The sequence below is a fragment of the Ruegeria sp. CE8 genome, assembly GCF_056537465.1.
The window spans coordinates 143,397-156,429 of the sequence record NZ_JBQFRP010000002.1 but is presented as its reverse complement, the minus strand read 5'-3'; the positions used below and the strand labels follow the sequence as shown (position 1 = coordinate 156,429).

The 13,033-nt window shown below is 59.3% G+C and carries 10 protein-coding genes; 9 read left to right on the top strand and 1 reads right to left on the bottom strand.

Annotated elements, in window-relative coordinates; genetic code table 11:
• Positions 1 to 14 precede the first annotated feature (14 nt).
• The 9 genes from ACR0AA_RS03670 to ACR0AA_RS03630 all read left to right on the top strand — a co-directional run bounded on the left by ACR0AA_RS03670 (position 15) and on the right by ACR0AA_RS03630 (position 11,169).
• Entirely contained in the window at positions 15 to 896 is an 882-nt protein-coding gene (locus ACR0AA_RS03670; protein ID WP_480662605.1) for a D-alanine--D-alanine ligase, read from the top strand.
• A complete protein-coding gene (locus ACR0AA_RS03665; RefSeq protein WP_480755463.1) occupies positions 884 to 1,885 on the top strand; it encodes a cell division protein FtsQ/DivIB in 1,002 nt (333 codons plus the stop codon). The genes ACR0AA_RS03670 and ACR0AA_RS03665 overlap by 13 nt, the downstream gene beginning before the upstream one ends.
• A gap of 7 nt (positions 1,886 to 1,892) precedes the next feature.
• Positions 1,893 to 3,227 carry a cell division protein FtsA gene (gene ftsA / locus ACR0AA_RS03660; protein ID WP_480662884.1) on the top strand — a complete coding sequence of 445 codons (1,335 nt, stop codon included), beginning with the start codon at positions 1,893 to 1,895 and terminating at the stop codon, positions 3,225 to 3,227.
• Positions 3,214 to 3,627: a hypothetical protein gene (locus ACR0AA_RS03655; protein WP_480662609.1), complete on the top strand. Its 414-nt coding sequence runs from the start codon at positions 3,214 to 3,216 to the stop codon at positions 3,625 to 3,627. Before ftsA ends, ACR0AA_RS03655 begins: the two co-directional genes overlap by 14 nt.
• A gap of 347 nt (positions 3,628 to 3,974) precedes the next feature.
• A complete protein-coding gene (ftsZ, locus tag ACR0AA_RS03650; protein WP_480662611.1) occupies positions 3,975 to 5,594 on the top strand; it encodes a cell division protein FtsZ in 1,620 nt (539 codons plus the stop codon).
• A 213-nt stretch (positions 5,595 to 5,807) separates the two neighbouring features.
• Positions 5,808 to 6,728, top strand: a complete 921-nt coding sequence (gene lpxC, locus ACR0AA_RS03645; RefSeq protein WP_480662613.1) for a UDP-3-O-acyl-N-acetylglucosamine deacetylase — start codon at positions 5,808 to 5,810, stop codon at positions 6,726 to 6,728.
• 127 nt (positions 6,729 to 6,855) lie between these two features.
• Entirely contained in the window at positions 6,856 to 7,698 is an 843-nt protein-coding gene (locus ACR0AA_RS03640) for an outer membrane protein assembly factor BamD (RefSeq protein ID WP_480662615.1), read from the top strand.
• Between the two features lie 35 nt (positions 7,699 to 7,733).
• Complete coding sequence (recN, locus tag ACR0AA_RS03635) at positions 7,734 to 9,383, top strand: DNA repair protein RecN (protein ID WP_480755462.1); 1,650 nt, start codon at positions 7,734 to 7,736, stop codon at positions 9,381 to 9,383.
• A 100-nt stretch (positions 9,384 to 9,483) separates the two neighbouring features.
• Positions 9,484 to 11,169 carry a chloride channel protein gene (locus tag ACR0AA_RS03630; protein ID WP_480662619.1) on the top strand — a complete coding sequence of 562 codons (1,686 nt, stop codon included), beginning with the start codon at positions 9,484 to 9,486 and terminating at the stop codon, positions 11,167 to 11,169.
• On the opposite strand, the gene ACR0AA_RS03625 is transcribed toward ACR0AA_RS03630, so the two are convergent.
• Positions 11,166 to 12,533, bottom strand: a complete 1,368-nt coding sequence (locus ACR0AA_RS03625; protein ID WP_480662620.1) for a DUF3179 domain-containing protein — start codon at positions 12,531 to 12,533, stop codon at positions 11,166 to 11,168. The genes ACR0AA_RS03630 and ACR0AA_RS03625 overlap by 4 nt on opposite strands.
• Positions 12,534 to 13,033 lie beyond the last annotated feature (500 nt).

Here is a 13,033-nt window from a genome sequence, read left to right as displayed (position 1 = left end):
AAGTGGCGGTATTGATGGGCGGACCCTCGAAAGAACGCGAGGTGTCTCTCAGCTCTGGGCGCGAATGCGCAGCCGCCCTAAAGGGAGAAGGCTTTGAAGTGGTCGAGTTGGACGCAGGTCCTGACCTCTATGCGCGCCTTCTGGAAATCAAGCCGGATGTGGTTTTCAACGCCTTGCATGGCCGCTGGGGCGAGGATGGCTGTGTGCAGGGGCTGCTGGAATGGATGCGTATTCCGTACACGCACTCCGGTGTGCTGGCCTCGGCTCTGGCCATGGACAAGCAGCGCAGCAAAGAGGTTTACGAGGCCGAAGGCCTGCCTGTCGTTCCAAGTGTGATCGTTCCCAAAGTTGAGGTTATCAAGGTCCACGTGATGGAGCCTCCTTACGTGGCCAAGCCCAACAACGAAGGGTCCAGCGTCGGCATCTACATCGTGCAAGAAGGGTCCAATGGCCCGCCGCAACTGTCAGATGAGATGCCCGATCTGGTGATGGTCGAGAAGTACATCGCTGGTCGCGAGTTGACTGTCACAGTGATGGACGACCGTGCCCTGACGGTGACCGAGATCATGACCGATGGCGGCTGGTACGATTACGACGCCAAGTATAAGCCCGGCGGATCGTGGCATGTCCTGCCTGCCGACATTCCAGCCGACATTTTCGACCGTTGTATGGATTACGCATTGCGCGCGCACAGTGCGTTGGGATGCAAAGGCGTCAGCCGCACGGACTTCCGTTGGGATGACAGCATGGGCACAGATGGGCTGTTCCTGCTGGAAACCAATACTCAGCCCGGCATGACGCCAACGTCGCTGGTGCCGGAACAGGCCGCGCATCTGGGTATGACATTCGGACAGCTTTGCGCCTGGATGGTGGGGGACGCTTCATGCGACCGCTGACAGCCACCCGGGCGCCTGTGATTCATCGGTCCAAACAGCTGGCCGGTCCGGACGCGGATTTCGAATCCGGGGCGCGCTCGGGTGCCGAACCCAAGCTGCGATTGCGTGGCTTGTTTGGCCGCAATGCCGGGGCCGGTCGCTTCGACCCGGCGCCGTCGCGCCTCAGCTATCGGTTGCAGCGCTGGATGCTGACACCGGGAATTCGTCGCGGTTTGAAGTTCGGGTTGCCGGTACTTGCAATGTGTGCGGCGGCCGGCATCTATTTCGGTTCGCAGGAGCGTCGCGACGCAGTGGTGGCCTATGTGGCCGACATCAAAACCTCGATCCAGCAGCGACCCGAATTCATGGTCAATCTGATGGCCATTGATGGGGCAGGGACCAACCTGTCCGAAGATATACGCGAGGTCGTGCCTCTGGATTTCCCGATCAGTTCCTGGGATCTGGATGTCGAGCAGATCCGCGATACAATCATCGGCTTGAATCCAGTTAAGTCGGCCACAGTACGCGTGCGTCCGGGCGGTATTCTGCAGGTTGATGTGGTCGAGCGTCAGCCTGTCATCATCTGGCGTACGCGGAACGGGATCGAGTTGCTGGATGAAACCGGCGCCCATGTGGAACGTATCGCCGCTCGTAAGGATCACCCGAATTTACCACTGATCGCCGGTGAAGGTGCCGACGGCCATGTGGGTGAGGCGCTGGAATTGCTGACAACCGCCCGCAGCCTGGGTGGTCGCGTGCGCGGGCTGGTGCGAATTGGCGAACGTCGCTGGGATCTGGTCATGGACCGGGGCCAGCGCATCATGTTGCCGACCGAACGTCCGGTGCGTGCGTTGGAGCGCGTCCTGGCTGTGAATGAGGTGCAGGACCTTCTGGAACGCGACGTGGCAGTCGTCGACATGCGCCTTGGGCAGCGTCCAACAATAAGAATGACCAAAGCCGCCAGCGAAGACTGGTGGAATACAAAAGTGACAGTGGGTAGCGAGCAATAAGACCATGATGACCGATCTTTATCAGTCCCAGCGTGCCATGCGGCAGATGCGCAGACAGGCAATGCAGCGCGGTGTCGTTGCAATTCTTGACGTTGGCAGTTCCAAGATTGCCTGCCTAGTGCTGCGTTTCGACGGGACCGGTCGGCTGAGCGAGGACAACACCATCGGCTCGATGGCGGGTCAGACCGGCTTTCGGGTCATCGGCGCGGCTACCACCAGGTCGCGCGGGGTGCAGTTTGGCGAAGTCACCGCCATGCAGGAAACCGAACGCGCTATTCGTACTGCGCTGCAGGCGGCGCAGAAGATGGCCGATATCCGTGTAGATCACGTCATCGCTTGTTTCTCGGGCGCCAACCCGCGGTCCTATGGTCTTGACGCGCAGGTCGATCTGGAAGGCCAGGTCGTGAATGAGGCCGAAGTTGGCCGCGTTCTGAACGCCTGCGACGTGCCGGATTACGGGGCGGGGCGCGAGGTACTTCATGCCCAACCAGTGAACTTCGCGCTCGACAATCGCTCGGGCCTGATCGACCCGCGCGGGCAAATGGGGCAGAGTCTTGCCGTCGACATGCATATGCTGACCGTCGATGCGATCGCGATCCAGAACATCGTACGCTGCATCAAGCGGTGCGATCTGGAATTGGCCGGGATTGCGAACTCGGCCTATGTGTCTGGTATTTCTGCGCTGGTCGAGGACGAACAGGAACTAGGCGCGGCTTGCATCGACATGGGTGGCGGAACAACCAGCGTTTCGATCTTCATGAAAAAGCACATGATCTATGCCGATTGTGTTCGCATGGGCGGCGATCACGTGACCTCGGACATCTCGATGGGGCTGGGCATTCCGGCTTCCGTGGCAGAGCGGATCAAAACATTCAATGGTGGCGTACATGCCACCGGCGCGGATGACCGCGACCTGATCGACATCGGCGGTGATACCGGTGACTGGGAACACGACCGGCGCACTGTCAGCCGTGCCGAGCTGATCGGAATCATGCGGCCCCGCGTCGAGGAAATCCTCGAAGAAGTGCGCGTGCGCCTGGATGCGGCAGGGTTCGAGCACATGCCCAGCCAACAGATCGTCCTGACCGGTGGGGGCAGTCAGATCATGGGGCTGGATGGCCTTGCCACGCGCATCCTTGGTCAGCGCGTTCGCCTAGGGCGTCCGCTGCGGGTTCATGGTCTGCCGCAATCGGCGACAGGGCCGGGGTTCTCATCTGCCGTGGGGCTTAGCCTGTTTGCGGCGCACCCGCAGGACGAATGGTGGGATTTCGAAATTCCCGTCGACACCTATGCTGCGCGCCCGTTCAAACGCGCCGTGCGCTGGTTCCGTGACAATTGGTAAGGCTGGGATTGCCGCGCTGCTGGCGCTGATCCCGCTGGCAGCACAGGCGCAGACCCGGATCACGCCCGAAGTGTTCCTGAGCGCGGTTCAGGGCAAGACCGTCACGTTCCACGACTATCCCACTGGCGAATTGGTAGGCACCGAGGAATTCCTCAGCGCTACGCTTTCAGTTTGGCGGATGGTGGGGCGGGGGTGTGTCTATGGTCAGATCACGACGCCCGACGGGCAGATCTGTTTTCTGTATGACGATGATGAGGACGGTGTCCCCGTCTGCTGGTGGCCGTTCCTGCACGAAGACCGGTTAATGGTGCGGTTGGCAACTTTCACGCATTCTGAAATTCAAGAGGTGCGCAGTATCACCGAGGACGGTTTGAACTGTCCAAGTGCCCCGATTGGTTAAAGAAATGGGTTGCAGCCGACTAGATTATCCCGCAAGATATCCACATGGCCCGACAGAGGCCCGCGGCAGGACCTGAGCAGTTTTCCGCAGTTCGACAGTTATGAGTCTTCTTGGTGAAGCGTCGGTTGGTTGCCGCGCGTATATCGCCTGTTTTGTGCTACATTGAGTTCTTTCCGCAACATCTGGGAGTATTTGCGAAATACTGCCGGTCAGCGCCTTATTTCCTCCATATTTTGTGGATTCACGCGATTTTTGGCGTGACGTTTGCCGTTTCGAACGGTAGGATTGATGCAGGATAGGTAAGAAAAACACCGCTTTGGCGGGTCAATAAAACAGGCGGACAGAGCATGACATTGAATCTTTCGATGCCCGGGCACGACGAACTGAAGCCTCGGATTACAGTATTTGGCGTTGGTGGTGCTGGCGGCAACGCTGTCAACAACATGATTGAGAAACAGTTGGACGGCGTCGATTTCGTGGTCGCCAACACAGATGCGCAGGCGCTGCAGCAAAGCCAGTCTTCGGCGCGAGTTCAGTTGGGCGTGAAAGTCACCGAAGGTTTGGGGGCAGGGGCCCGTCCGGCTGTTGGTGCCGCAGCTGCAGAAGAAAGCATCGAGCAGATCGTTGATCACCTGGCAGGCGCACATATGTGCTTCATTACTGCTGGTATGGGCGGTGGCACCGGCACGGGGGCTGCGCCGATCATCGCACAGGCCGCGCGTGAGCTGGGCGTACTGACAGTGGGTGTTGTGACCAAGCCCTTCCAGTTCGAAGGTGCCAAGCGCATGCGTCAGGCCGAAGACGGCGTGGATATGCTGCAAAAGGTCGTCGACACGCTGATCATTATCCCGAACCAGAACCTGTTCCGTCTGGCCAACGAAAAGACCACCTTCACCGAGGCGTTCTCGATGGCAGACGACGTTCTGTATCAAGGCGTTAAGGGTGTGACCGACCTGATGGTGCGTCCGGGCCTGATCAACCTCGACTTTGCTGATGTTCGCGCAGTGATGGACGAAATGGGCAAAGCGATGATGGGTACTGGTGAAGCCACCGGCGAAGATCGCGCGGTTCAGGCTGCCGAAAAAGCCATCGCCAACCCGCTGCTGGACGAGATCAGCCTCAAGGGCGCGAAGGGCGTATTGATCAACATCACCGGCTCGCACGACCTGACCCTGTTCGAACTGGACGAAGCCGCCAACCGCATTCGCGAGGAAGTAGATCCCGAAGCAAACATCATCGTCGGTTCGACCCTGGATACCGCGATGGAAGGCGGTATGCGCGTGTCGGTCGTCGCTACAGGTATCGACGCCAGCGAGAAAACCGATGACGTTCCGGTTGCGCGCCGCTCGATGTCGGCTCCGCTGACACGCACGGTTTCGGCTGAAGAGCCTGCACAAGAAGAAGCACCGGTCGCGGCTGAGACAGTTGAGCACGCACCGCAGCCCGAAATGAACCGCGAACCCTCACTGTTTGAAACATCGGAAGAGCCCGCGCAGCCCCAGTTCCAGCCGCGTGTTGAGCAGGATGATGACGGTCTGCCGCCCCCGGCATACCAGCCGCGTGTTGCAGAATTTGAGCCGACCCCCGAACCGGTTGAGACTGCGCCTGAGAGCTTTGTCGCTCCGCAGCCTCAACCGGCAGCGGGTACACCTTCGCCCGAGGCACTGCAGCGACTGCAGGCCGCCGTTCAGAACGTTCCGCAGTCCGAGCGGAGCCCCTCGATGGTTCGTCCCACAGCCCCTCAACCGGCCCCTGCACCGCAGGGAGAGGCGCATGATCGGCCCCGGTTTGGCTTCAATCGGTTGATCGACCGGATGACCGGTCATGCGGCCGACACACCGGCCCAACCGCCGCGTCAGCAGCCTGTAATGCGCCAAGCTGACGCTACGGCACCTGCGCGGGAAGAAGCAGACCCCGAGCAGGATCGGATCGAAATCCCCGCCTTTTTGCGCCGTCAGGCCAACTGATCGCGGTAACAAAATGACTACAATGGGTCGCCAAATGGCGGCCCTTTTCTTTTGTTTTACAGGTATTTGAAGGGGTGTAAGCAGGGATTTGCCGATCTGTTACACCCATGTTTCATTTGGTTACAAAGAGTGAGTTGAGCCTTGACGCGGCCTTCCTTAACTGAGTGTCCAACACGGCCGAACCAGGTCGGACGCCACTCTTCGAGGTTCACCTTGCAACATACGCTCAAATCTCCGGTCACGTTTACAGGCATCGGGCTGCACAGCGGCAAGCCTGCGACGATGGTCCTGAAACCGGCTGCTGCCGGTCACGGCATCTGGTTCAAGCGGACGGATATTGAGCTGGGCAATGCCCTCATCCCTGCGATCTATGACGTGGTTGAGCGCACCCCGCTCTGCACCCGTCTGATCAACGACGCGGGTGTCTCTGTTTCCACTGTCGAACATATCATGGCGGCTCTGGCCGGTTGTGGTGTTCATAACGCTCTGATCGAAATCGACGGTCCCGAAGTTCCGATCATGGACGGTTCGTCAATCGATTTCGTGCGCGGAATCATGGCCAAGGGCGTTCGCCGTCAGGCCAGCCCCGTTCTGGCCTACGAAGTTCTTAAGCCGGTGACTGCTATGCGTGAAGGTGCCAGCGCATCGATTGCGCCTGCGGACGGGCTGATCATCGATTTCCACATCGACTTTGAGGACAGTGCGATTGGCAGCCAGACCAAGCGTCTGGACATGCGCAACGGATCGTTCGCGCGTGAGCTCAGCGATTGTCGGACCTTCTGCCGCCGCACCGACGTCGAAGCGATGCGCGACAATGGTTTGGCTCTGGGCGGTACGCTGGAAAATGCTGTCGTTGTTCAGGGTGACGAAGTCCTGACTCCCGGTGGTTTCCGCCATGCGGATGAAGCCGTGCGCCACAAGATGCTGGATGCACTGGGTGACCTGTATCTAGCGGGCGGCCCAATTCTGGGTCACTTCACTGGCGACAAGTCGGGTCACGCAATGACCAACACATTGCTGCGCAAACTGTTTGAGACGCCGGGCGCAGTCCGCCCGATCCTGTGCACACCCGAACAGGCGGCCCGTCTGCCCGGGCAGGGGTTGGTCTGGGACGAAATCCCGGAAGTCGCCTGATTGGATCAACTCTGACGACAATTCCGCCAACTGGCGCATAAGGCGTTTTGCACCGGAATTATATGTGCTAGACCATGGCCTAAACCGGGGCATAACCCCGTCAAGTAATACGACAAGGATAGGCGGAATGGTTGGCACCAAAGCGGCAGTCAGATTCGCAGGCGCGATTCTTCTGACAGCAGTTTTGACGGCGTGCGCTGGCAAAGGCGCAGACCGCGATCAGAACCTGGAAGGGTTCACTCCCGAACAGATTTTCACGCGCGGCGAGTTTGAGCTGTCGCAGAATCGTTCGGATGATGCGGCGTGGTATTTCTCGGAGGTCGAGCGCCTGTATCCCTATTCCGACTGGGCCAAGCGCGCGCTGATCATGCAGGCGTTTTCGTACCATGCGGACAAGAATTACGAGGAAAGCAGGGCTGCCGCACAGCGGTACATTGATTTCTATCCAACCGACGAAGACGCGGCCTATGCGCAGTATCTTCTGGCACTGAGCTATTATGATCAGATTGACGAGGTTGGGCGCGATCAGGGGCTGACCTTTCAGGCGCTGCAATCGCTGCGAACGGTGATCGAGGTTTATCCCGACAGCGAATATGCGACCTCTGCGGTGCTGAAATTCGACCTGGCCTTTGACCATCTGGCAGGCAAGGAAATGGAGATCGGGCGCTATTACCTGCGTCAGGATCACTATTCCGCCGCCATCAACCGGTTCCGGGTTGTGGTCGAGGATTTCCAGACTACGTCGCACACGGCTGAAGCGCTCTATCGTCTGATCGAGGCATATCTGGCGCTGGGTCTGGTTGACGAGGCGCAGTCGGCTGGTGCCATTCTGGGTTACAACTATCAGTCGTCTGAATGGTATGATGCGGGCTACAAATTGTTGACGTCGCGTGGGCTAGACCTGAAGAGCCGCGGCAACAACTGGCTCAGCACGATTTACCGTCAGACTCTCAAAGGTGAGTGGTTGTAATCGCCATGGCCAAAGGGGTGGGACGCTAAGACCCGATGCTGCGCGCCCTCGATATCCGCGATATGCTGATCATCGACCGGCTGGAACTGACGTTTCAGCCAGGTCTGAACGCTTTGACTGGTGAGACCGGGGCGGGCAAATCGATCCTGTTGGATTCGTTGGGGTTCGTGCTGGGCTGGCGTGGACGGGCCGAGTTGGTACGTCAGGGCGCTGCACAGGGTGAAGTCGTGGCCGAGTTCGAACTGCCCGAAGGGCATCCGGCGCATGGCATTCTGGCCGAGGCAGGGTTGCCCGGAGGCGAGGCACTGATCCTGCGCCGCGTCAATACGGCTGAAGGGCGCAAGACGGCGTGGGTCAATGACCGCCGCTGTTCGGGTGAAGTTCTTCGCGCATTGTCCGAAACACTAATCGAGCTGCACGGGCAGCATGATGACCGGGGTCTGTTGAACCCGCGCGGCCACCGAGCAATGTTGGACGACTATGCCGGGGCAGGGGATCACCTTGCCAAGGTAAGATCGGCCTGGTCCGAAATGTCCCGTGCTCGGAAGGCTCTGACCGAGACAGAGGCGGCCCTTGCCGCCATGCGGGCAGAGGAAGAGTTTCTGCGCCATTCTGTCTCCGAACTGGATAAACTCGACCCGCAACCGGGCGAGGATGCCGAACTCGACGCCCGCCGCCGCATGATGCAGGCGGCCGAACGTATCCGCGATGATGTTGCCCGCGCTTTTGATTTGCTAGGCGGTAACGGGGCCGAGGCGGCAATGGCGGACGCCATGCGCTGGCTCGAAGGGGTTTCGGACAACGCAGGTGGTCAGCTTGAGGACCCCATCGCCGCCTTGGGGCGCGCGCTGATTGAATTGGGTGAGGCGCAGGACGGTGTGAATGCCTGCCTTCAGGCTCTGGATTTCAATCCTGCAGAATTGGAGGCCGCCGAAGAACGCCTGTTCGCAATCCGTGCGCTAGCTCGCAAGCATGATGTTGCCCCCGACGATCTGGGTGCATTTGCTGACACTTTGCGGGACCGGTTGAACCGGCTTGAGGCTGGGGATGCGGATCTAGCTGCCCAACGTGTTGCCGTCGAAGCCGCGCAAACCGCTTACAATCACGCTGCCGCGGACCTTAGCGCCCTTCGTCATACGGCGGCAGGGCAATTGGATTCGGCTGTCATGGCCGAACTTGCGCCGCTGAAAATGGAGCGCGCAGTGTTTCAGACCGAAATCACTGTTGCCGACCCCGGCCCCGAAGGCGCCGATGCTGTGGCCTTTACCGTTGCCACCAACCCAGGCGCGCCATCTGGTCCGCTGAACAAGATCGCGTCGGGCGGTGAACTCAGCCGCTTTTTGCTGGCGCTCAAGGTTTGCCTGACCGGTGACGACAGTGCCCGCACGATGATTTTCGATGAAATCGACCGGGGTGTCGGTGGTGCGACCGCCGATGCAGTCGGCCGGCGACTGGCCTCGCTGGCGCAGGGCGGGCAGGTGTTGGTCGTGACACACTCGCCACAGGTGGCCGCCCGTGCGGCGCATCATTGGCGCGTTCAGAAACAGGTCACAAATGGGCAAACCTTGTCCACCGTCGTGCCGTTGGCCGAGCCGGACCGTGTGGACGAGATCGCGCGCATGGTCGCAGGCGACACCATCACCGACGAGGCGCGCGCCGCTGCCCGTGCGCTGCTGGATGCCTGACGTCATTCTGCCGCTTTCCTGCATTCAAACCGTCGCGATCCCACTTTTATAAGGGCGCTCCGTGGCTTACTAAGGGGAAAGACGTGATCCCCGAGGGCCAATGACGCAATCAACCCGCACCGTTCTGCGCAACCAGCTCAATCAGGCTCTGGCCGCGATCAAGGACGCTTGGCGGGTGATGCTTCGACGCGGTCCCAGCCAAATCCAGTTCTGGTTCATCGCACTGGCCATCGGTATTGCAGCGGGTTTCATGGCGCTGGGATTCCGCAAGGCGATCCGAGCCTTGCAGGCCTATGTCTATGACACCGACGATATTCTGCTGCTGCACAGCCATGCCGAGAAATTGCCCTGGTTTCTGATTTTGATAACGCCGATCATCGGCGGACTGATCGTGGGGATCATCCTGCACAAGTTCACCGACGACGGGCGTGTTCGATCGGTTGCAGATGTGATCGAGGGTTCTGCGGTGACCGATGGTAGGGTCGAAGAAAAGGCGGGCATCGCATCCTTCTTTGCCTCGCTTATCACGCTCAGCACCGGAGGGTCGACGGGGCGAGAGGGGCCAGTTGTCCATATGGCCGGGGTGATATCGACCTGGGTCAGCAACCGTATCCATGCCGATGGCATTACGGGGCGCGATTTGTTGGGGTGTGCGGTGGCCGCTGCTGTGTCGGCCAGCTTTAATTCACCCATCGCCGGCGCGTTGTTCGCGCTTGAAGTCGTGTTGCGCCATTTCGCGGTGCATGCCTTTGCGCCGATCGTGATCGCCTCGGTCGCGGGCACGGTGATCAACCGGCTGGAATATGGCGACGTGACCGAGTTTGTACTCGAGACGCCGGGCTCGTTGCAATTTTACGTGGAACTGCCAGCCTTTCTGATCCTCGGCCTGATCTGCGGGCTGGTGTCCCTACTGCTGATGCGTTCGATCTTTTTTGCCGAGGATATCGGCAATCATATCCAGAGCCGTCTTTCCCTGCCGCGTTGGCTGCGCCCGGCTGTGTCCGGTGCGATGCTGGGCCTGCTTGCGATCTGGTTTCCGCATATCATCGGTGTGGGGTATGAGACCACGATCCGCGCCCTGGCCGGGGATTTGACTTTGACGGTCGCCATCCTGTTCGCGGTGATCAAAACAGTTGCTTTGGCCATCACCATGGGCGGGCGTATGGGGGGCGGAGTGTTCTCGCCCTCGCTTATGATCGGGGCGTTGACCGGGCTGGCCTTTGGTTTGATCGCAACGGGTTTGCTGCCGGATGTGTCAGGCACCCACACTCTGTATGCTTTTGCAGGTATGGGGGCTGTGGCGGCTGCCGTTCTTGGGGCACCGATCTCAACCACGATGATTGTCTTTGAACTGACCGGAGACTGGCAGATCGGGATCGCGGTGATGGTCTCGGTCTCGATGTCGACCGCTTTGGCCTCGCGCCTTGTTGACCGGTCGTTCTTCCTGACCCAACTCGAACGTCGCAATGTGCACCTGGCAGCCGGGCCGCAAGCCTATCTTCTTGCCATGCTGCGCGCCGGGGCGGTTATGCGCCCCATTGGTGACACACGCTCAATCACGAATGAGCAGGCCCGGGAACTGATAGAACAGGGCCTCTGCGTGCAGGCCGGAGATACGCTTGAGGCCGCGATGCCTTATTTCGACCGCGATGACATCCCTTGTATTCCAGTCGTCATCGTTGAGGCCGATGGCAGTGAAACTCCGGTCGGGGCGCTGTATCACATCGACGCCCTGAAGGCCTATAACCGAGCGCTGGCTGCCACGGCAGCCGAGGAGCATTCCTAACGCCGGTACACGGTTGCGGCATCGCCAAGGTAATTGTTCCACGCGAACCAGTATGAGATATGGCCAGCGACCCGGGGCAGCCGTGTGCCATCCGGCCCGATCAGTGCTTCTTCGGTCATGGTCCATTTCCGGCCTTTTTCGTCCACCAAACCGTCCCCTGACGCAGTAAACTTATGTGACGCACGCTCATAGGCCCGCACCGCGCGTTTGTCCGAGTTCCCGATCAGCACCAGCGGGCGGTTGGCAATTGCATCATTGATGACCCGCGCCTTGTTGAACAAATCCAAAGGCCATGCCCGTGCCGCGCCAAACTGGCGAATGGCGAAGACATAGTCCTTCTGCTGGTGATGGGACTGATCAACCAGCGCAGGGAACATCAACTCGGGTGAGGCGAAGTATTCGCGATAGACCACACCCGACCCATAGTTCCGCCGGTGCCCAGTTTTCAGCGACAGCACCTGCGTTTTGGGGTGTGATGTTCTCCAGCTTTCCCAAGTCGTAATAACTACGGGGCGCTGCTTCAGCTCAATTCCGCTATCGACCAGGGGGCCAACAACCGGCTTGCCTGTGTATTGGTTCCACAAAGAGTGTGTCTGGCGGTCGAACATCAGCTTGTTGGACCGATACAGGAACCCGGATGAGCCAAAGATCAACGGTTTCTCACGCCCGGGCACCTGCGTTTCGAACAGAATTCCGGATCCGCACAGCGTACAATAGGCCAGCGCCACTGGAACGCCGCCGATCACCTCATTGAACATCTCATGCCAGCCCATGATCCGTAGCGGATAGGCCCGTTCGTCTCCGTTGATCGACACGCCAAAGACCAGGTCATCGTCCTTGAGGTAATCAGCACGCGCAGCGGGGATCAGCCCAGGATTGTCCAGTGAGGGGATGCCGTCCTTTCGCACACCGCCCCAGGCGATTTCTTCCAGACGGATTTTCATCTTGTCAGGCTGCAGGTATTCCGGGCGTAGAAAATCGTCGAAGTTTCCATCGATCCCAAGCAGCACTTCGCGCTTGAACGGAATCAGAGACGGGTGGGGCACAATCTGCGGGTTCTTTTCCTGCCACAGCATCCAGTCAAACCAGTCTGCGCCGATGTCCTCTCCGGTCAAAGAGCGCATAACGCGCGCGATCTCGTCACTGCGACGCCTGCCAAATCGCATACCAGTCAGCAGGGCTGGGACAACGTCCGGATTGCCGCGTTCTGTCAGAAAGGCCATACCTTGCTCAAACTCTGAGGCACTTCCGAACAAGGTGGATCGCACGGCCTCCAGCACACGATCCTGCTGGGCGGACAGCGCGCCGGGCAGTATGATCCCGACGCTCAGCGATCCGGCGAAACTGCGACGGGTAATCGACATGGCATCCTCTGGCGGTGTTCGGAAACATTGTGCACGCTTGGTGCTTCAAATGCATGAAACAGCCTCGTGAACGCGCCGTGAACGCACTTGAGACCGGTCGCGCCGGATGTTGTCGTAACGTTTAACAGAATCCGCCGAACCGCCGAACAAGGTTAAAAGCCTTGGGTTTGGGGCCGATTATTGCTGGTTTTCTACGTGAAATGCGCGGGCCAAGATCGTTCTGATTTTCCTGTTTTCTTGATCCAAACCCAGAAAAATCGTTAATATGGGTAAGGTCTGCCACGGTATTTTCACAAGTACATAGCGATTTTAGTTTCTCCCGTGTGGGAGGCGGGACCTGCAAAGTTTCAGAAACTTGAGCGGCACAACTGCACTGAATTAATTTTGAACAAGATCTCAGGTTAACAGGGGCACGGTTCAATGCTCTTTCTGCATCTCGCTTTGCATCCCCTGTTTCAAGAGTAGCTGGTACCATCGCGGGCTTGCGGCATGGAACTGCC

Bases quoted from the DNA above. Each gene is read 5' to 3' on its own strand.
- ACR0AA_RS03670 (WP_480662605.1), top strand. From the start codon at position 15: ATGGGCGGACCCTCGAAAGAACGCGAGGTGTCTCTCAGCTCTGGGCGC.
- ACR0AA_RS03665 (WP_480755463.1), top strand. From the start codon at position 884: ATGCGACCGCTGACAGCCACCCGGGCGCCTGTGATTCATCGGTCCAAA.
- ftsA (WP_480662884.1), top strand. From the start codon at position 1,893: ATGACCGATCTTTATCAGTCCCAGCGTGCCATGCGGCAGATGCGCAGA.
- ftsZ (WP_480662611.1), top strand. From the start codon at position 3,975: ATGACATTGAATCTTTCGATGCCCGGGCACGACGAACTGAAGCCTCGG.
- ACR0AA_RS03640 (WP_480662615.1), top strand. From the start codon at position 6,856: ATGGTTGGCACCAAAGCGGCAGTCAGATTCGCAGGCGCGATTCTTCTG.
- recN (WP_480755462.1), top strand. From the start codon at position 7,734: ATGCTGCGCGCCCTCGATATCCGCGATATGCTGATCATCGACCGGCTG.
- ACR0AA_RS03630 (WP_480662619.1), top strand. From the start codon at position 9,484: ATGACGCAATCAACCCGCACCGTTCTGCGCAACCAGCTCAATCAGGCT.
- ACR0AA_RS03625 (WP_480662620.1), bottom strand. From the start codon at position 12,533: ATGTCGATTACCCGTCGCAGTTTCGCCGGATCGCTGAGCGTCGGGATC.